This window comes from Aeromonas sp. R2-3, from assembly GCF_040908375.1.
Taxonomy (GTDB): domain Bacteria; phylum Pseudomonadota; class Gammaproteobacteria; order Enterobacterales; family Aeromonadaceae; genus Aeromonas; species Aeromonas veronii.
The window spans coordinates 225777-246024 of record NZ_JBFODP010000030.1; the positions used below are offsets into that span (position 1 = coordinate 225777).

Consider the following 20248-nt stretch of genomic DNA (forward strand, 5'->3'; position numbering starts at 1 on the left):
CGTATGGAGTATGGGTATGAGCAGTAATGAGTTGGATAAACGCTATGGCCTGATGACTGCCATTGCGATGGTGGTCGGCGTGGTGATCGGCTCCGGTGTCTTCTTCAAGGCCGATGATGTACTGCGTCTGACTGGCGGTAATCTGGCCATTGCGCTGCTGGCATGGGCGCTGGGGGCATTTTCGATGATCTTCGGCGCGCTGGTGTTTGCCGAGTTTGCCCAGCGGATCGAAAAGTCCAACGGTATCGTCGATTATGCTGAAGCGGCATACGGCAAAATGTTTGGTTATCTGGTGGGGTGGTTTAAAGGCGTACTCTATTACGCCCCTCTTTCCGCCATCCTTGCCTGGGTCGCCGCTCTGTACACCATGATCTTGCTCGGTAGTGATAATCCGACCAACTCTGGTGCGACCTGGATACTGGCGGCTGTCTATATGACGGTCACCTATCTGATCAACTTTTATACCCCGGTCCTGGCGGGCAAGCTGCAAGTGGGCTCTACCCTGATCAAGTTGATCCCGCTGATCCTGGTTGCCATTGTTGGCACCATTTCAGGCTTGCTCAATGGTGTCACCGTGACCAACTTTGTGCAGGCAATGGATGGGATAGGAAGCACCGGAGGCACTCTGGCCACGGCCGTGGTTGCCACCGCCTTCGCTTATGAGGGGTGGATCGCCGCCGTGACCATCAACAGCGAAATTCGCGATTCCAAGAAGAATCTGCCCAGAGCGCTGGTGATTGGCACCCTGATAGTCTTTGTGGTCTATGTCACCTATTTTCTGGGGATCGCCAGCGTCTTGCCGACGGACGAGATAGTGGCGCAAGGGGATAACGCGGTAAATCTCGCGACAACCAGCCTGTTTGGTGGGACTGCTTCGACCATTTTGACCGTGTTTGTGATTATCTCCTGCCTCGGAACCCTCAATGGTCTGGTGCTGGCGACCATGCGCATTCCCTACTCGCTGGCGATCCGCAATCAGGGGCCTGCCCCCAAGTGGATGAGCCGTATCGAACCGCATCACCACATGCCAATCAACTCGGCCCTCGCGGCAGCGTTGTTGTCGGTGATCTACTCAGTGCTGTGGTACTGCAGCATCAACGAGACATTCGGTCGTTACATCGCCCTGGACGAGATGCCGATCGTGCTGATTTATGGCCTCTATCTGTTCCTCTATGTCTGGTACATGCGCACCTTTACCGAGTTGGGCTGGATAAAGCGGTTTGTGATCCCGACCTGTGCCACCCTGGGCGCGCTCATCATTCTGTATGGTGGTATCACCAATCCCAGTCTGGGACTCTATCTGCTGGTCTCTGTGGGGGTGATTCTGCTCGGGTTGCTCTTCTACCGTAAGGAGTGACCGGGTAAGGAAGTTGAAAAAAAAAGCGCCGAATGGCGCTTTTTTCATGTGTAAACCGCTGCATGTCGACAACTAACTGCCCAGCAACCCGAGGCGGCCCAGTTCATCCTTGAGCTGATCGAGGTTGCGCTCGACGCAGGCTTCCCCCTCGTTGATGGCATCGCTGGCGCGATGAAAATCCATGATGGAGAAGCTGCCAAGGCGCGGGCAGAGCTGGATCTCCGGCGGGTCACCGGCCATCCGGGCGCGGGTGATCCGCTCCTGCATGATGTTGATGGAGCCACTCATCACGCTCCACAGACCCGGGGTGGCTGGCGCAGACTCACCGCGATTGAGCCACTGGCTGAGCAGGCCGCCGCTGCCGGGTTGATCCGGCTCGTCGGTCCAGGGTTGGTGCATATCGGTGTTGAGGTTGACCGCAATCACCACCTCGGCCCCCATGGCGCGGGCCAGCGAAATGGGCACCGGATTGACCACGGCGCCATCGACCAGCCAGCGGTCGTTGATCCGGGTCGGGGTGAGGATCCCCGGCATGCCGCAGGAGGCGCGCACCGACTGGCGCAGCGGGCCCTGTTGCAGCCAGATCTCGCGGCCGGTATCGAGTTCGGTGGCGATGCAGGCGAAGGGGATGGGCAGATTCTCGAGATCGGGATCCCCCAGATGGCTGGCGGCAAGACCAAACACCTTTTCGCCGCGAAACAGCCCGCCGGAGAGGGCCGGGTCGAGCAGGCTGACCACCTGCAGGCGGGTAAAGCCGCGTACCCAGGTTTCCAGCCGATCCAGTTCACCGGCGGCATAGGCGGCACCGACAAAGCTGCCGATGGAGCAGCCAGCAATCAAATCCGGTTTGATGCCGAGACGTTCAAGGGCGCGGATGACGCCGATATGGGCCCATCCTCTGGCGGCGCCGCTCCCGAGAGCGAGCCCTACGCGGGGTTTACGTGGCACGACAGTCCTCCAAAAAGGGGTTGAGGGCTCAGCTTACTCCGAGAGTCAGGAGGCGTCACCCTGCCATCTTTCGCTGCGGTTGCGGCCGTTGGCCTTGGCCTGATAGAGCGCCACATCGGCACGGCGCACCGCTTCGTGCAGGGGAAGGTTCTCCTGGTGGGGCAGATAGCCGAGGCTGATGGTGACCTCCAGCCCGGGTTCGATGGCGGCCCAGTCGTGATCCGCCACCGCCTTTCTCAGCCGCTCCGCCAGCTCGCCGAGCTGCGTTGCATCTGCGCGGCCAATCAGCAGCAGAAACTCTTCGCCACCCCAGCGGATCAGGTGATCTGTGGGTCTAAGCTGCTGCTGGCAGATCTGCACCAGCCGGATCAGCACGATATCGCCGACGGCATGGCCGAAGTTGTCATTGACCCGTTTGAAGTGATCCGCATCGAACATCAGGATCCCCGCTTGCAACCGGGACAGCTCTCCCGCCTGTTCCAGCAGCACCAGATAGTGGCGGTTGAAGGCGCCGGTGAGGGCATCGTGGCAGGAGAGGTAATTGAGCCGCTGGTTGAGGCGGTGGGATCTCAGGTTGGAGAGGGCGGCCAGCAGCATAAAGAGGATGGCGAGCAGGGTCGGCGTGGACTGGCAGAGCATGGCCCACACCAGCGGCAGCAGGGTGACGTTGTGCACCAGTCGCAACGGAGTATCGGGGATTGCCATGGTCAGCTGCAATGCCCCTTGTTGCCACTGGTATTCGTCGGTCGGCTCGGGGTCTTGCGGCACAACGGGCTGGTGTGCGCTGCTGGCCAGCACCTGATGGTACTGATTGAGCAGCAGATACTCACCCAGCGCCGGTGCCAGCTGATTGAGCTGCGATTGCAAGCGTGAGAGCAGGATGTCCATGCTGATCATCCCTACCAGCGAGCCGTCCTTGTAGAGAGGCTGGGACATGGTGACCATGGTGCCCAGTCCGGCAAAATCTTCGTAGGGGCGGGAGAGAATGGTGTCCCGGCTTGGGTTGGGTGACATCAGCGCATCCTGCCAGTAGTGCTTGTCATAGATGCTGCGGGCAAAACGAAACTGGCTGGAGGGGATCCAGGGATAGAGGTAGATAAAGTTGTCAACGCCAGTGAAGTAGGCCCAGGCGATCTCGCTGCCCAGGCGCTGGCTTGCGGTGGACAACAAGGGGGAGAGGCTCAGGGCCAAATGAAGTTGCGCCTCCCGCGCACTGCCGGGGGGCGGCAGCGGGCCGTCACCGGTGAGGTTGCCCGCCAGTCCGGCCGGTAAATCGCCGGGGAGCTTGTCGAGGGCCAGCCCCTCTGGCAGTACCTCGATATGGCGATAGAGCTGGCGGGTGAGCACCGACTGGGGGTCGCTGCGCAGTCGCTCTTCGGCCTGACCGCGCATCGCCTCCAGAAATACTTCGGTCTGTTTGAAACGATCCCGCAGGTAGATGGCGCTGTTGAGGGTATCGCTCTGGTAGAGGCGTTCTATCTGTTTCAGGCTTTGCCGCAAGGTCAGACCAATCAGCAGGATGACCACGGCAAACAGGAGCCAGGTCAGGCGTGTGAGAAAGCGGTGGTCAGACATTTTGGGCATAGGCAGTCAGCCGGGTTGCGAAGGAAATTGTCGTTAGTGTATGCGATGTGGCGTGAAAACAAACGGCGCGACCTGAAACAGAGTGAGCTTATCCCGCTCTTGTTACGTTTTGTCACATTTATACATAGTCACGGCATAGTCTGGGGCTAAAATGGCCCCAATCTGGATTTACCCTCTCACTCTTCATGGACTGTTCGATGAAAATGCGTATCTGGCTCGGCTTGGGCCTTCTTCTAATCGTGGTTGCCGGCGTCTGGGCACTGCGTCACAGCGAACCCGCCGCCAAAGCACCGACCAGACAGGTCAATATCCGCACTCAAACCGTCAAGCAGAGTCTGGCCGAGCCGACCCTCAAGCTGGTGGGCAAGCTGGCCGCCAATCGCTCCGTTATCATCAGCCCCGAAGTGACCGGTCGCATCGTCAAGATTGCGGTGCAGTCGGGTCAGAGCGTGGCGAAGGGGGAGACCCTGATCGTGCTCGATGCGGGCAAGCAGCAGGCGGAGCTGGCCGAGCAGAGCGCCAGTCTGCGCGACGAGAACCGCAAGCTGAGTGATATGCGCAAGCTGGTGGCCCGTGGCGCCGTGACCCAATCCGAGCTGGAGGGGCAGGAGGCCACCGTGGCCCAGGTGCAGGCACGCCTCGATGCCGCCCGCTACGAGCTCTCCCTGCGTACCTTGCAGGCGCCCTTTGCCGGTACCGTGAGTCTGATTGACCTGAGCGAAGGGGCGCTGGTCAACAGCGGCGATACCCTGCTGCATCTCGATGAACTCGACAAACTGCGCCTCGATCTGGCGGTGCCGGAGCGTTACCTCTCCCTGCTGCGACCGGGCATGGCGGTCACCGCCACCAGTACCGCCTGGCCGGATCAGCACTTCAGCGGCACCCTCACCACCCTCGACAGCCGCGTCTCCAACGATACCCAGAACATCAAGGCGCGGGTGATGATCCCCAATGGCAACGGCCAGTTGCGCCCGGGCATGCTGCTCAATGTGGAGCTGGCACTGCCCGCCCAGCAGCTCACCCTGATCCCCGCCCAGTCGGTGGAGTACGCCGGTGAGCAGCGCTTTGTTTACCGTCTTGAGGCCGATGGCCGGGTCAAGCGGGTGCCTGTGGTGCTCGGCGAGACCGAAGGGGAGACCGTCTGGGTCACCGAGGGGCTCAAGGTCGGCGATCGCATCGTGGTCGAGGGGCTGGTCAATCTGCGTGATGGGGTGCAGGTGCGCGATCTGGCCGAGGTGAACGGCTGATGTGGCTCTCCGATATCTCAGTTCGCCGCCCGCTGGTGGCGGTGGTGCTCAGCGCCCTGCTCACCGTGTTTGGTCTGGTCGCCTTCAGCAAATTGACGGTGCGGGAGATGCCGGATGTGCAGATCCCGTCGGTCTCCATCACCACCACCTATGAGGGGGCCGCCCCCTCGGTGATGGAGAGTCAGGTCACCAAGCCCATCGAGGATCAGCTCTCCGGCATCAGCGGCATCAAGAACATCAACTCCATGACCCGCAAGGGGCGCTCGATGATCACCGTCGAGTTCAAGCTCGGCTGGAACATGGTGGAGGGGATTTCCGATGTGCGCGATGCCCTCTCCCGCGCGCGGCCACGGCTGCCCGATGATGTGGACGAGCCGCTAGTGACCAAGGACAGCGGCAACGGCGATGTGGCGATCTGGCTCAACTTCAGCAGCAGCCAGATGGATCGCACCGCCATGACCGACTACGCCAACCGGGTGCTGGTCGACCCCCTGAGTCTGGTGGATGGGGTGAGCGAAGTGGCGCTCTCCGGCGATCTCACCCAGGTGATGTATGTGCGGCTGCGGCCTGCGGATATGGCGGCCCGTGGCATCACGGTGAGCGATGTGGAAGAGGCCCTCAAGCGGGAGAACATCGAACTGCCGGGTGGGGAGATCCGCAACAACTCCATGACCATGGCGGTGCAGATCGCCCGTCTCTACCACACAGCGGAAGATTTCCAGCAGCTGCAAGTCACCACAGCCGCCAACGGCCAGAGCGTCTATCTGGCCGATATCGCCGATGTGGAGGTAGGGGCCAAGAACGAAGACAGCGCCTATCAGCGCAACGGCAAAGAGAGTCTGGGTATCGGCATCGTCGCCCAGTCCACCGCCAACCCGCTGGCGGTGGCGCAGGGGATCGAGAAGAAACTCGGCGAGATGCAGCGCTTCCTGCCTGAGGGGGCCAAGCTCGAGGTGGATTACGACTCCACCATCTTTATCAAGCAGGCCATCGACGAGGTGTACGAGACCCTGGCCATCTGCGCCGTGCTGGTGGTGGCGGTGCTCTATCTGTTCCTCGGGCAGGGGCGCACCACGCTCATTCCAGCCATTACGGTGCCGGTGTCGCTCATCTCTGCCTTTATCGGCGCCTGGTATTTCGGCTTTTCCATCAACCTCATCACCCTGCTGGCGCTGATCCTCGCCATCGGCCTGGTGGTGGATGACGCCATCGTGGTGGTGGAGAACATCCACCACCATCTGCAGCGGGGTGAACCGCCGCTGCTGGCCGCCTGGCACGGCACCCGCGAGGTGGGCTTTGCGGTCATCGCCACCACCGCCGTGCTGGTGATGGTGTTTGTCCCCATCGCCTTTATGGATGGCATGGTGGGGCGGCTCTTTACCGAGTTTGCGATATTGCTCTCCTTGGCGGTTCTCTGCTCCTCGCTGGTGGCGCTGACCCTGACCCCGGCCATGGGCTCCTGGCTGATGCGCCCGCTGGATAAACCGAATCGGCTCACCGCCGGGCTCGATCGCGGACTGGGCTGGCTGGAGGGGCACTATCGCCACCTGCTGGCGTGGGTGCTGCGTCGCTCCCGCTGGACGCCGCTGGTGCTGTTGTTCTGTCTGGGCGGTATCGGTGCCCTCTTTACCCAGCTGCCGACCAGCCTTACCCCGACCGAGGATCGCGGCGTCATCTATGTCTTCGTCAAGGGGGCAGAGGGGACCAGCATCGAGCGGATGAAGCGCAACATGCAGCAGGTGGAGTCCGCCATCATGCCGATGCTGGGCAAAGGGGTGGTGCAGGCGCTGAGCTTCAGCACCCCCGCCTTTGGCCGTGGCGGCGATCAGACCGGTATGGTGATCATCCAGCTCACCGACTGGGCCGAGCGCGACGTGACCGCCACCGAGTTCTCCCGCTCGCTGGGTGCCAAGCTCTCCGGCATTCCCGATGTGATGATCCGCACCTTCCAGCCCGGTTTTCGCGGCGGCTCCACCGCGCCGGTGCAGTTCGTGCTGCAGGGTAACGACTATGCCGAGCTCTACCAGCAGGGGCTGGAGCTGCAAAAAGCGGCGCAGGGCAGCGGCCTGATGCTGAGCCCGGATCTCGACTATGCCGAGAAGACCCCCGAACTGCAGGTGACCATCAATCGCGACAGCGCCAGCCAGCTCGGCATTCCGGTCTCCACCGTGGCCAACAGCTTGCAGACCCTGCTGGGCGGGGCGAGCAAGACCACCTATGTGGACAGGGGCGAGGAGTATGACGTCTACCTGCGCGGCAACCAGACCGAGTTCAACGGCATCTCGGATCTCGGCCGCATCTATCTAAAGGCCGCTAATGGCGAGATGGTCAGTCTCTCGACCCTGGCCACCGTCAAGCAGGTGGCGACTGCCAACCGCCTCAACCACTACCAGCGGCAAAAAGCGATCACCTTGACCGCCGACGTGCACCCGGATCACACCCTGGGTGAGGCCCTCGATTTCCTCGACGGCTGGGCCAACGCCAACCTGCCCACCGGCATGACGGTGGATTACGCCGGTGATTCCAAGGATTACCGCGACAATCAGGGGGAGATGGTGCTGGTGTTCGGCCTCGCCCTGCTGGTGGTCTATCTGGTGCTGGTGGCCCAGTTCGAGAGCACCCTGACCCCGGCGGTGGTGATGGTGACGGTGCCACTCGGCATCTTCGGCGGCCTGCTTGGCCTCTGGCTGACGGGGCAGGAGATGAGCATCTACAGCCAGATCGGGATGATCATGCTGATTGGCATGGTAACCAAGAACGGCATTCTCATCGTCGAGTTCATCAACCAGCTGCGCCAGCGGGGGGAAGGGTTCGAGGAGGCGATCATCGCAGGCTCGGTGCGCCGCTTGCGCCCCATCCTGATGACCTCGCTCACCGCCATTATCGGCGCTGTGCCGCTGATGCTCTCCATGGGGGCAGGCTACGAGAGCCGGATGGCGGTGGGGACTGTGGTCTTCTTCGGATTGTCGTTGGCGACCCTGGTGACCCTGCTGGTGGTGCCCGCCATCTACCATCTGATCGCCCGTCACGCCGGCATGACAGGGGCGCGGGATCAGCAGGTGGACGAGGCGCTGGCCGCCAAACTGACAGCCAAAGGGGAGGGGGACGAACAGACCCCGGCCCACTGACAGCCGCCGTCAGGGTGAGTTTTGCCAACAAGGGCGCCTGCGGGCGCCCTTGTTTTTGGCCGATTGCAGGCAGAGTGGCTAGCTGAATTGAGGAACAAGCCCTTATCCCGTGCGAACTCTGGGGGCAAAAAGCCATCGCTCCCCTTGGCCGCAACCGGTATAATGCGCGACCCGAATTTTTCCAGGTGTTCAAAATGCAGCCGGTACCCAACCTTTTCTCCTATCCCCGCTATTGGGCCGAGTGCTACGGCACGGCGCCCTTCCTGCCCATGTCCCGCAAAGAGATGGACAAGCTCGGTTGGGACAGCTGCGACGTCATTCTGGTGACGGGGGATGCCTACGTGGATCACCCGAGTTTCGGTATGGCGGTGATCGGCCGCATGCTGGAGGCGCAGGGTTTTCGGGTCGGCATCATCGCCCAGCCGGACTGGTCATCCAAAGATGACTTTATGCGTCTGGGCAAACCGAACCTCTTCTTCGGGGTGACCGCGGGCAACATGGACTCCATGATCAACCGCTACACCTCCGACAAAAAGCTGCGCCACGACGACGCCTACACCCCGGGGGATGTGGGCGGCAAGCGGCCGGATCGCGCCACCCTGGTTTATACCCAGCGCTGCAAGGAGGCCTTCAAGGAGGTGCCGGTGGTCATCGGCGGCATCGAGGCATCCCTGCGCCGTATCGCCCACTACGACTACTGGTCCGAGACCATCCGCCGCTCCATCCTGCTTGATGCCAAGGCCGATATCCTCATCTACGGCAACGCCGAGCGGCCGCTGGTGGAAGTGGCCCACCGCATCGCTGCGGGTGAGACCATCGACACCATGCAGGACATTCGCGGCACCGCCGTCATCCGCAAGGAGCCGCTGCCGGGCTGGAAAGGGGTGGATTCGAGCAAGCTCGACCAGATTGGCCGCATCGATCCCATCATGAACCCTTATATGGAAGGGGCCCCATGCTCTGACGATGCCACCGAATCGGCCCCTGCCGCGCAGGAAGCCCAACCTGTGCTGGTGCAGCCGCCCAAGCCCAAGCCGTGGGAAAAAACCTATGTGAAGCTGCCGGCGTTCGAGCGGGTGAAAGAGGACAAGGTGCTCTACGCCCACGCCTCGCGCATTCTGCACCACGAGACAAACCCTGGCTGCGCCCGCGCGCTGGCGCAGGCCCACGGCGATCGCATCGTCTGGGTCAACCCGCCCGCTTTCCCGCTCGAAACCGAGGAGATGGACGGCGTCTTCGGCCTGCCCTACCAGCGGGTGCCGCACCCCGCCTATGGCAAGGAGAAGATCCCGGCGTTCGACATGATCAAGACCTCGGTCAACATCATGCGTGGCTGCTTTGGCGGCTGCTCCTTCTGCTCCATCACCGAGCACGAAGGGCGCATCATCCAGAGCCGCTCGGAAGAGTCGATCCTCAAAGAAATCGAAGATATCCGCGACAAGGTGCCGGGCTTTACCGGCGTCATCTCGGATCTCGGCGGCCCCACCGCCAACATGTACAAGCTGCGCTGCAAGAGCCCCAAGGCCGAGCAGACCTGCCGTCGCGCCTCCTGTGTCTGGCCCACCATCTGCCCGCACATGGACACCGACCACAGCCCGACCATCAACCTCTATCGCAAGGCGCGCGACCTCAATGGGATCAAGAAGATCCTTATCGCCTCCGGCGTGCGTTACGACATCGCGGTTGAAGATCCCCGCTATATCAAGGAGTTGGCCAAGTACCACGTCGGCGGCTACCTCAAGATCGCGCCGGAACACACCGAGGAGGGGCCGCTCTCCAAGATGATGAAGCCGGGCATGGGCAGCTACTACCAGTTCAAGGAGCTGTTCGACAAATACTCCAAAGAGGCGGGCAAGCAGCAGTACCTGATCCCCTACTTCATCTCCGCCCACCCGGGCACTACCGATGAAGACATGGTGAATCTGGCGCTCTGGGTCAAAGAGAACCGCTTCAAGCTCGATCAGGTGCAGAACTTCTACCCGTCGCCGCTCGCCAACGCCACCACCATGTATTACACGGAGAAAAACCCGTTAAACAAGGTGAGCCGCGAGGGGGGCGATGTCTTTGTCGCCAAGGGCGAGCGCCGTCGCCGCCTGCACAAGGCGCTGCTGCGCTACCACGACCCCGCTGGCTGGCCGATGATCCGCGAAGCCCTGCTCGCCATGGGCAAGGGCCACCTGATTGGCAACGGCCCCGGCTGTCTGGTGCCTGCGGAAGGGCGCAACGAGCGCGCCGCCAGCGGTAAGGGCATGAAACCGGCCCTGACTCGCCATAGCAACATTGCCCATCAGCGCGGCAATGGCGCAGGCAACAAGCCGACGGGCGGCAAGCCGGTGGGTTCCCAACTGCAGAAAGGGGCGGCTAATGGCAAACCGGCCGCACAGGGTGAAGGCAAGAGTGCGGGCCAGAATGCTGGTAAGAGCAAACCGACTGGCAAACCCGCTCATAAGGGTAAAACCCCGACCCGCGCAGGATCTGCCAAGCCAGGGGCCAAACCCGCCGCTCAGGGCGGCAAGCCTGCGGCCAAAGGAAATGGTGTCAAGCGACCGGCACGGTAAGTTTTCCTGACTGAAAAGCGATAGAAAATAAAAAGGCGACCGGATGGTCGCCTTTTTATTTATAATGGGCCTATTAGTTTTCTTGGTAAAATATCAACGTTAAATGCAGTCAGGCCTTCAGTGGATTCTTTGTAGTTTTCATCACTTTCATCAAATGATGCAGAGACAATACTTTGCAAATTGAGTGTGGAAGATAATGCCATAAGCAATTTGTTCATACTTTTTACGCCCATAGAATGTTGCGCAGGTTCATCGAAGATAATAAATCTTGGATGGTTTCCATTATATGTATCTGATGTTTTGTATATCGATATCAAGTATGACCATATTAGTCTGACAAAATCACTTGCTGATGAATCTGATTTTATATCAGCAGTGTTGCGCTTCCTTTCAGTTGGAGTATCAATGTTTTCACGTAGCTCAATTCCCATTAAATATGGTAATAGTGTAGAAGGCTCAATTTTGACTTCATTAATATTTGCGCTTCTATAACCAAAGCTCTGTGCTAGTTCTTTAAATGTTTTTTCTAAAAAATCGACTTTTTTCTTGTCTGAAAATGAGAGTGTGTAAGTTGATAGTTGCGCGATTTCTTTTTGTATTTTTTTATATCTTTCAGATAGTTTATTGAAATTGCTTACCAGTTTTTCCACTTCATTTTCTGCATGTTCTAATTCGCTAACTCTGTTTTCTATTATTATTTTCTTTCTTATGTCTGCTTCTTTTATTTGATTTGTTGATTTCATATCTCTTTTTAGAGAAATTAGGATTTGTTTTTGTTCTGTTATTTTTCTTGTGATTGTAATCAGTTGTTCTTTGTTTGCCATGATCTCTTTTTCCAGCCCTGCTGAAATTGATTTAATCATGTTTTTTTGGTTTTCTAAATGAACTATGTTTTCATCTATAGTCATGGGCATAGACAGACTATCTGGTGGCATTAGAATGTCATCGACAGGCTGCATACATGTATGACATTTTCCTTTGGCAATGCTTAGATTACTCTGCTGTGCTCCAAACTTGATAATTTTAGATGTTAGTTTGTTTGCTTTTAGATCTTTTTCAATATCGATTAGATTTTCGTTATATTGAATGAGTTGTGATTCACTGATTTTAATTTGGCTACTGCACATGCTTAGGGCTATAAGTAGCTCATCAATATTATTTTGCAATATCAAAATGTCAGCAGCTGATTCATTTGGTAATGAGTCATCTTCTACTGGTTTTTTATTTATCTCATTCCACTGTGAAAGAAGTTCTTCTTTTACCTTTCTAATATCTTTTATTTCAGATTTATCCCATTCGCCTATGTTAACAAGTGTGGAGTCAAAGTCATTAACCGGGTTTTTGGGGATACCACTAAATGCAATGCCCTTATACTCGGTCGTTAATTTCATATCTGTAATATTAGATGACCATTGAGCGAAAAGCCTATCTCTTGATGTTAATAATTCACTTAGTCTTTTATTGTTTCTGAATGTATCAAGATCAAGTAGAAAACTTGCCACTTTTTCTCTCATGCCTGATATTCCATAATATGGAATGTTAGCTATGTAGTCTGTCCACCCTCTTTTTTGCTCAATGATTAATGCGGAGAAAACAGACTGTAGATACAGTTTTGCACCTTTCCCTTTGTTATCTGAAATTTCAGGTAAAGATAGTTTCATAAAACGCTCTAAATAAGCATAGAATCCTCTTTCCGGATCTTGTGCTGAGCCAGGGTCATGAACAAATGTAAAATGATTTTTATATGAATTTTGGCTGTCTTTTTTAGAAAGATACGGACCTTCAATTATTTGAATCAATTTCGTATCAGTATCTTTTGATTTTATATATCGTTTCAGTGTTATTATTCTATTTTCGTCGTTCTCGATTTCTAAGTATATGGCAGACTCAAATACAGATATTTCAACACCATCATATTCAAATTTATCTTTTAATGCATAAGGTAGGGCTGTAGGGCCCTTAGCTCCTATAATTTCCTCCATACCAAGAGCATAAATTAAGGAGTTAACAAAAGTACTTTTACCCGAGGAGTTATCCCCTCGAATAATATTAAGGCCACTGGAAAAACTGAAATGATAACCAAAGTGTTTATCATGTTCTGTGGTGATCTTTACCAATAGTTTTTTAAACTTCATTACACCACCTTTTTGCTGCCGCATTAACCATTTTTTCTGTTATCTTGTTCCCTATTTGAAGTAGCTTTGGATATTCATCTTCAAATAGTGCTTTTGAGTCACTCTGATAGAGGAAATATTCCCCCTTTTTTGATAGTTTATATGCGCCATTAGATAGCTTTTCAACTAACGATTCTGATATTGCAAATTCTATTGCCATATTTAAAGAGGGATCAATACCCCATATACCTATAATTAAATCACCTTGAATTGCCGAGATATTTAGCATATCTAAGCGTTTCATATCTAACATCGCCCAATTAAATAGATGAAGTTTCAATAGGCTAGATTTTTTTCCAATGCAACAACAATTTAATATCAATAAAATTTTTGATATTTTATATAAAGGTCTAAGCTCCGGTATTACTGAGGCTTTCCTTCTTTGGAAATTAACTTTGCTCATTCAGTTATTCTCATTGGGCATTCAGCAATCCATCTTGCTGTCATATGATTGACTATATTTGTTAGATCATTACTGTCAATAGCGCTTATAGAAGGGTCTTGTCGAAGTTTTTCAGTGAGCTTATCTTGGATGTGAGTAATCAATTCTCTAGGACTATCTTCCCATGTGGCTGAGTTTTCTTCGACATAATCCTCGAACGTGTTAATTATTCTTAATATTTTCTCGTGAAGCTCAGGAGTTTGATTGTATATGCTTCTAAGTATTGAATATCCATCAAAATAATTCCTTTTCGTTATTTCATTTAATTTCAGGTGTGTATCTTTATTATATTCCATTTTTTTAATGCTACGGATTTTGTTTTTGTCATATATGTTTTTATCGTATTCGGTCGTGTTTTTAGGATCACCTAGTTGTGAGGTGTTATTAGTGGCGAATTGAATCTTTATATCTTGAGCAAGTTGTATATTTCTAATGTCTAAAATGTAAAATCCAATATCATGTATCAACACAGTGAATGTATTATCAAGAAGAGTGAGGTTTTTATTTCTCATCTCAATCTCTTTCGTTCTAGCGTGGGCAAGTAAATCGTTTTTAGATATTTCTGGAGTTATGAAAATCCATTTTTTTATTTTTGAACATCCAATTCTTGCAATTATTGCTTTCTCATATAATTCCAGTTTGTTTAGGTCGGTGGTGATCTTGTCACGCTGTTTATCATATAGAGTTGCTGTATCATATTGCTTGTCTGGGCAGTAACATTGTATAGCAATACCTTCAGCTAATACGAAACCTTCTATACCAAAATCACCTGGAGAGGCGAGCATTTCTTGATAGGTATCATATTTTCTTTTAAATACAGCTTGAATCAATGACTCCCATTTATCACCATCCATCGGTCCAATTGAGCTTATATACATACGTTTATTCCAATATATAAAGTTTTTAGTGAGTCACTAATGGTATTTTGTGCATATATGGGTGTACCGACTTTAGCAATTGGTTACGAAGTAAAAATCCCACGCTACCGCCCGTGGATTACAGCTTCCAATATGCTCCATTGACCTGCGTTGGCAGCAACCCATCGCAGCTCAACAGGTTCTGAATGACCATGGTAAGCCAAACGAAACTGCCGAGGCGAGACTTAAAGTGACCTAACTATCAGAAATTAATCGTTTTTTGAGCTTGATCAGCAAATGGAGCCGGAAGGCGGCTTTATAGCCATATCCCGCTTTGGCAGGCAGGCAGGGAAGGGGAGTGGATTGGGGCGACCTGCTGGTCGCCCCTGGTGATTGCCATATCCGGCGTGCGAAGGGTTAGCCGTTATAGCCGTAGCAGCGTTTGAGCTCCTCGAAGTCGTAGTAGTGGCTGCCGCTTTGGTAGGGCTGGCAGCCCGTCTTAAAGGCGATCTCCTTTTCGTTGTAGAGCATCTTGACCAGCACTTGCCGCTGCCCGTTCTGGTAGATATCCCACTGGATATTGGCGGTATAGGGGGAGACCCAGCCGCCGCGCCACTCGTTGTTCTGCTGGCTGAACAGCTGATCCGGGCTGGCCCCCTGACGGCTCCCTTCCAGCTTCATCAGGGCGGCGAGGGGGATAATGGCTTCGGCGTGGGCAAAGCGCAGGGTGGCCCGTCGGCTCTGCTCGCCTTCCACCACCTGACGCTGCACCTCGCCAAACAGGCCGTCGAGCAGTGGCTGGGCAATGGCGTAGGGGGCGCTCTGGTTGGCAAAGCTCGGCCCCTTCTCGTAGAAATCTTCCGCATCGGAGAGGTAGGAGAACCAGGCAGACTCCTCCGGGGTGAGGAACTGCTCCAGCGCCCAGGGTTCGCTGCCCTGTGCCTGCGCTTCGCGGATCATGCCGGGGCCGATGATAAAGAGGTTGTAGAGCATCAGGGCCGCATCCACCTCGTCGCGCACGTAGGTCATGCCGCCATCTTCCGGGTTGATGGCGACAAACTCGACGCCGCCCGCCAGATAGTCGACAAAGCCCTTGCTGTAGATACGCTCCAGCATGCTGCGGGCCATCTCTTTGGTCTTGCTCAGGTTTTTAAGCTGATCCAGCGCCCTGGCCAGCTCGGGGGCCGGGGCGATTCCGGCATCTTCGTCGCCGATAAAGCGCTGGTAGCTCTCATAGGCGGGCAGGTAGCGGGCGTAATCCCCCTCGGGCGTGGTCTTGTGGAAGTAGAGCTCGAACTTGTTGACCAGCTTTTTGTCGATCTTCGAGGGGTCATCCTGCGTGAGGTAGCACTGCGCCGAGTCGCTGACATAGCTCACGTTGCGCTTGAGGCTCTCCATAAAGTAGAAGGCGCTTTCGTTGGCCCTGTCCTTGCCCGAGGTGACCACCTTGATGCAGTGGGGCTCGCTGCTGTTGAGCAGGGTCGGCAGCCGCGCCGCCAGCCGGGTGGCGAGGTTGGCGTGCTCCTCCTTGCCCAGCGCCGAGAGCAGGCCATAGCCCAGTTTCTGGTTGGCGGCCGTCACCAGATCGACCTTGCCTCCCAGCCCCTGCCCGAGGGGGGTGAGCGCCCCCTGACGCTGCGCCTCTTCCCAGACCAGCTTGGTCAGCACGTCATATTTCGGGCTGGAGAGGGAGCGCGAGCCGTGGCGCGCCACCATCTCGGTAAAGACCGGACTGAACCCCTGGGGCGCTGGCTCGTAGCTCTCCGCCTGCTGCTGCGGGCTGTAGACCGCTTTGGTGCTGTATTGATAGGCGGTTTTGCCCTGGCTGTCGGCAGACGATTCGTTCTCTGACTGGCAGCCGCCAAGCAAGACCAGCGAGACGGCCAAAGCCACATAAGAAGAGCGCGGGAAAGTCATGATGTTCCTTATCTATCCATATGAAAAATAAGTGAAAAACTCTATGGCTTGAAAATGACCGCGGGATGTCAGCCAGATGACAGGCTGATGACTTCTGATAAAGCAGTAAGCAAGGGGAGGGGCAGGAGATGGCTATAGGGAAGGCAATAGAGGCTCAACCAACCACTGCGCCTGTCACGGCTGAGTGGTCAGTGAGCGAGTTTGGGATGGGGGCTTATTGTCTTACCTCCTGCCCCGTCATCTTGATCCAAAGGGGGGCAATTAAAGGTTGCCAATTAAGGGTTGCTCAATACCACGCCAATAAGGCATCGAACATGCGGGTATGGGTCACTTGCAGGTTTGCCGCCTTGGTAGAAATGGCTGCGCTATAGAGCTGGACGCCGGGTTCGTTATGACTCTGCACCAGATAGTTTTTATGGCGACAGGTCCCGTAGAGGGAGAGGCTTTTTCTCGCACAGTGGCCGAGAAACAGTACCCCACCAAGGCCGAGCATCAGGCCGGATATATCCAGCAGATTGATATCCAGCAGATTGACGGCGGGCAGGGCAAATTGTGCCTCGGCTTGCTGCGCGAATTCATAGAGTGACACGGCAAACATGGCGCCGCAGAGCAGCAGTTTGAGGCGGGCTAGGCTGGTGAGTTTGGTCTGCATCACGTCCGGCGAGACAAAATAGAGATTCTCCAGATGCCGTCTCTGCTCTTTGATAAGGATCCCGCGCACATTGACATCCACCTCGACCAGGGTCGATTCGCGATAGACCAGCCCCTCTTTTTCCCAGTCGTTGGCCAGCATGGCAACTAGCACCGGATAGAGCACCACGGCGAGGCCGCAATAGATCGGCAGCGCATGATATCCGCTGGACATCAGTCCAACTGACAATATTGCGAATATATAGGGCGACAAGGCTTTGACTGCAATTGATGATTTCATCGTTATACATCCATAAATAACGCGTTTTATAAGCGCCGATAGCGCACAGGCAATAGTGGCCGCGCCAATAAGCTGCGGCCAAATAGGGCGTTGGTCAGCGGTCATTCATTCCGGCAAATGGCCTGAAATAGTCCCTTTGCTCGGCAACAGGGACAAGAGCGCCATAGTAAGCCAAACGAGGCCGCTCTGACAGTGACCCGGATGACATAAATCTGTGGGTTGTCGTCGAAATGAAATCATATTTTGTCGCTACTCCGGTTCCTCTATGCAAAAAGCCCCGAGAGCTGGCGCTGTCGGGGAAGAGGAAAAACATCGACAAGGAATTACAAAGGCATTGGGGTCACACCTGAACCGGATCAGGCATCGACATAGAGCACCTGGCCGCTAATAAAGCCATCGACGGAGCGCTCAAACGCCTTGCCGACCAAAGCGCCCGGCACCGGCTGGAAGCCTGGCATCATCTCGCCATAGACGTCCCACGCCTCTTCCAGTACGGTCGGGTTGACCACATTGATGCGAATGCCACGGGGCAGCTCGTGGGCCACGCACTGGACAAAGGTATCGATGGCGCCGCTGGTGGTGGCATCGGCAATGGCCAGCGGGATCGGCTTGATATTGAGGATGCCGGAGATCAGGGTGAAGGATCCCCCCTGATTGATGTAGTTGAGGCCGATATTGACCAGATTGATCTGCCCCATCAGCTTGCTCTGGATGGTGGTTTGCCACTGCTCGTCGCTCATCTCGCCAAAGGGGGCGTATTCGCAATAGCCGGCGGTATTGACCACCGCATCGAAGGAGCCCACGTTTTGGTAGAGTCGCTCGATGGACTCTCGGCTGGTGATATCCACCTGAAAATCACACCCCTCGCCGGAGCGGCTGGCGGTAATGACTTTGTGCTTGCCCAGACCACTGAGGGCGGCTTGCCCCATTTTCCCCTGAGCACCAATCAGAATGACAGTTTTCATCGTTAACCTCGCTTTGCTGGAAGAGCTGCAAGGTTAGATAGCCACTGATACAATGTAAATCATGGGTGGTTTGTATGTGATACAACTGAAATTGGTGAGGTAAGGGTGGAGAAGATCGATATCAGGCAGATGCGGGTGCTGGTGCTGCTGGTCAGATACAAGAGTGTGTCGCGGGTGGCCGAGCTGCTGGAGATCTCCCAGCAGGGGGTGAGCAGCCATCTGAAAAAGCTGCGCGATCTCTTTCCCGCCGAACTGTTTATCCGCCAGAGCGCCGGGTTGCAGCCGACCGATTACGCCTGCGAGCTAGCCGCCAGGTTCGAGCAGATCCTGGCCGATATTGACGGGGTCTTTGTGGCAGCCCCCTTCGAGCCCTCCAGCAGCGAGCGCACCTTCAGGGTGATGGCCAACGAATATGCCCAGCTCGCCATTATCCCAAGGCTGGCGAGCGCCCTGCGCACTCAGGCGCCCTCCATCCGGCTCGATGTGGTGGACTTTCAGGCCGAAACGCATCTGGAGGCGCTGGCCAGCGGCGAGGTCGATCTGGTGATTGGTTTTGATGCCTATCTCGACCCGGGGTTGCTGCGCGCCACCCTGCGCCGGGATCACTACTGCTGCGTGCTGCGCCGCGACTCCCGATATCTTCCGGACAACGCTCCGCAGGATATGGCGGCCATCCCCTTTGTGCAGTTCGCCAACAGCGTCGGTAATTTCGAAGGGCAGATGAGCCCGCAGCAGGTTGCCAGCGCGGCGGTGGCGACGCTCCCCTGTTACACCTCGCTGCAAGCCTTTATGTCGGTCAATGACGTGGCGGCCTGCATCCCGTCGGCCATCGCCGCCCTCGGGGATTTTCGTGTGCTGGAGCTGGCCGGGGCGCCGCAGCCGTTCGAGGTGGTGGTCGGCAGACACCGCAAAAGTCAGGGCAATCTCGCCATCGAGTGGCTGGCCGATGTAATCAAGTCGGTCAGCGCTCCAGCCATGCCCGGATAACGTCGCCGTTTGCACAGAGCTGCACACGCCAGCCAGTGCGCTAACGGCAGGCTGGATCTGCGGGACAAATCCTGCGATGGTGCGGGCAGTTATCCGCTTGTCCCGTTATCGAGTGAAAAGGAGTTGAGATGCGCATTGCCATGATTGGTCTGGGGGATATCGCCCAGAAAGCCTATCTGCCGCTGCTGGCGAGCGACGAGCGGATCACCCCGCTGCTCTGTACCCGCAATCCGGCGGTGCTGAAGAAGCTGGCCCGCCAGTATCGGGTCGCCGAGTGCTTTACCGATGTGGCGGCCCTGCTGGTCAGCCGTCCCGATGCCGTGATGATCCACGCCGCCACCGCCGTTCACCGCGAGCTGGCCGAGCAGTGCCTGCGTGCAGGTATCCCCACCTTTGTCGACAAGCCCCTTTGCGACAATCTGGCCGAGGCAGAGGCGCTGGCCAACCTCGCCATCGCGCAAGATTGCGCCCTCTTTACCGGCTTTAACCGCCGCTATCTGCCCGCCATGGCCGAGGCACGGGCCCAGCCGCTCACCGAGCTTAACTGGCAAAAGCACCGCTTCGCCCTGCCGGGCAAGGCGCGGGATTTTATGTTCGATGACTTTATCCATGTGCTCGACAGCCTCTGCTTCTATGGCGGCGTGCCGGGCGGCGACTTTCATGCGGTATTGCGACCGGATACGAAGGACAAGAGCCTGCTGGCCGGGGTTAGCGTCAGCTGGCAGAGCGGCGATCGCGCCATCAGCGGCAGCATGAACCGCAGCGCCGGAATCACCGAGGAGCGCATCGATGCCTACGGCGACAATCTCTCCCTGCACCTTGAGAACTGCACCCGTGGCATCATCGCCCGCGACAAGCAGGCGCAGATGCTTAGCCCCAACGACTGGCTGCCGGTGCTGGCCCAGCGCGGCTTTGCCGCCATGCTTGATCACTGGTATCAACAGATTGAAATCGGCAAGGCGGATAGCGAGCTGATCGCCTCCTACCTGCATGGTCACCGGCTGGCAGAGCAGCTGGTGGCGCTGGCTGACAAGCGGGGGTAAGGCTGGCTGGAAGCCTGAGGGATATGAATGCGAGGTGCGCGAAGATAGCGCACCAAACACAACGGGGGGCCGCAGTTGCGGCCCCCCGTTGTTATGGGATGAGATGCATG

14 protein-coding genes are annotated in these 20248 nt (G+C 56.0%); 6 read left to right on the forward strand and 8 right to left on the reverse strand.

Going from position 1 to position 20248, the window contains the following annotated elements; all coding sequences use genetic code 11:
• Positions 1–16: 16 nt before the first annotated feature.
• Positions 17–1357 carry an APC family permease gene (locus AB5Z02_RS16200; RefSeq protein ID WP_005338365.1) on the forward strand — a complete coding sequence of 447 codons (1341 nt, stop codon included), beginning with the start codon at positions 17–19 and terminating at the stop codon, positions 1355–1357.
• A gap of 72 nt (positions 1358–1429) precedes the next feature.
• On the opposite strand, the gene AB5Z02_RS16205 is transcribed toward AB5Z02_RS16200, so the two are convergent.
• Together AB5Z02_RS16205 and AB5Z02_RS16210 are read right to left on the reverse strand one after the other, a co-directional pair.
• Complete coding sequence (locus tag AB5Z02_RS16205) at positions 1430–2305, reverse strand: patatin-like phospholipase family protein (protein WP_005338362.1); 876 nt, start codon at positions 2303–2305, stop codon at positions 1430–1432.
• A 45-nt stretch (positions 2306–2350) separates the two neighbouring features.
• Positions 2351–3889: a diguanylate cyclase gene (locus tag AB5Z02_RS16210; RefSeq protein ID WP_368216469.1), complete on the reverse strand. Its 1539-nt coding sequence runs from the start codon at positions 3887–3889 to the stop codon at positions 2351–2353.
• 197 nt (positions 3890–4086) lie between these two features.
• Between AB5Z02_RS16210 and AB5Z02_RS16215 the strand changes: the two genes are divergently transcribed.
• The 3 genes from AB5Z02_RS16215 to AB5Z02_RS16225 all read left to right on the forward strand — a co-directional run bounded on the left by AB5Z02_RS16215 (position 4087) and on the right by AB5Z02_RS16225 (position 10822).
• A complete protein-coding gene (locus AB5Z02_RS16215) occupies positions 4087–5136 on the forward strand; it encodes an efflux RND transporter periplasmic adaptor subunit (protein WP_075115732.1) in 1050 nt (349 codons plus the stop codon).
• On the forward strand, positions 5136–8264 hold the full coding sequence (locus AB5Z02_RS16220) for an efflux RND transporter permease subunit (protein WP_368216470.1): 3129 nt from the start codon (positions 5136–5138) through the stop codon (positions 8262–8264). The genes AB5Z02_RS16215 and AB5Z02_RS16220 overlap by 1 nt, the downstream gene beginning before the upstream one ends.
• A 194-nt stretch (positions 8265–8458) precedes the next feature.
• The gene (locus AB5Z02_RS16225) at positions 8459–10822 is read left to right on the forward strand and encodes a YgiQ family radical SAM protein (RefSeq protein WP_368216471.1); all 2364 of its coding nucleotides are present in this window, start codon (positions 8459–8461) and stop codon (positions 10820–10822) included.
• 59 nt (positions 10823–10881) lie between these two features.
• Here AB5Z02_RS16225 and AB5Z02_RS16230 read toward each other — a convergent pair whose 3' ends face one another.
• The 6 genes from AB5Z02_RS16230 to AB5Z02_RS16255 all read right to left on the reverse strand — a co-directional run bounded on the left by AB5Z02_RS16230 (position 10882) and on the right by AB5Z02_RS16255 (position 18108).
• Complete coding sequence (locus AB5Z02_RS16230) at positions 10882–12957, reverse strand: hypothetical protein (RefSeq protein ID WP_368216472.1); 2076 nt, start codon at positions 12955–12957, stop codon at positions 10882–10884.
• Positions 12947–13399: a hypothetical protein gene (locus tag AB5Z02_RS16235; RefSeq protein ID WP_194496491.1), complete on the reverse strand. Its 453-nt coding sequence runs from the start codon at positions 13397–13399 to the stop codon at positions 12947–12949. The genes AB5Z02_RS16230 and AB5Z02_RS16235 overlap by 11 nt, the downstream gene beginning before the upstream one ends.
• On the reverse strand, positions 13396–14316 hold the full coding sequence (locus AB5Z02_RS16240; protein WP_244775439.1) for a hypothetical protein: 921 nt from the start codon (positions 14314–14316) through the stop codon (positions 13396–13398). The genes AB5Z02_RS16235 and AB5Z02_RS16240 overlap by 4 nt, the downstream gene beginning before the upstream one ends.
• A 396-nt stretch (positions 14317–14712) precedes the next feature.
• Positions 14713–16212, reverse strand: coding sequence for a histidine-type phosphatase (locus AB5Z02_RS16245; protein ID WP_368216473.1), 1500 nt, complete (start codon positions 16210–16212; stop codon positions 14713–14715).
• Positions 16213–16498: 286 nt separating this feature from the next.
• The gene (locus AB5Z02_RS16250) at positions 16499–17077 is read right to left on the reverse strand and encodes a hypothetical protein (RefSeq protein WP_368216474.1); all 579 of its coding nucleotides are present in this window, start codon (positions 17075–17077) and stop codon (positions 16499–16501) included.
• Positions 17078–17499: 422 nt separating this feature from the next.
• Positions 17500–18108 (reverse strand): short chain dehydrogenase, encoded by a 609-nt coding sequence (locus AB5Z02_RS16255; RefSeq protein WP_033113045.1) that lies wholly within the window; start codon positions 18106–18108, stop codon positions 17500–17502.
• Between the two features lie 105 nt (positions 18109–18213).
• Here AB5Z02_RS16255 and AB5Z02_RS16260 point away from each other — a divergent pair, with 105 nt between their 5' ends.
• Both AB5Z02_RS16260 and AB5Z02_RS16265 read left to right on the forward strand, forming a co-directional pair.
• Entirely contained in the window at positions 18214–19095 is an 882-nt protein-coding gene (locus AB5Z02_RS16260) for a LysR family transcriptional regulator (RefSeq protein ID WP_368216475.1), read from the forward strand.
• 128 nt (positions 19096–19223) lie between these two features.
• Positions 19224–20138 (forward strand): Gfo/Idh/MocA family protein, encoded by a 915-nt coding sequence (locus AB5Z02_RS16265; RefSeq protein WP_368216476.1) that lies wholly within the window; start codon positions 19224–19226, stop codon positions 20136–20138.
• Positions 20139–20248 lie beyond the last annotated feature (110 nt).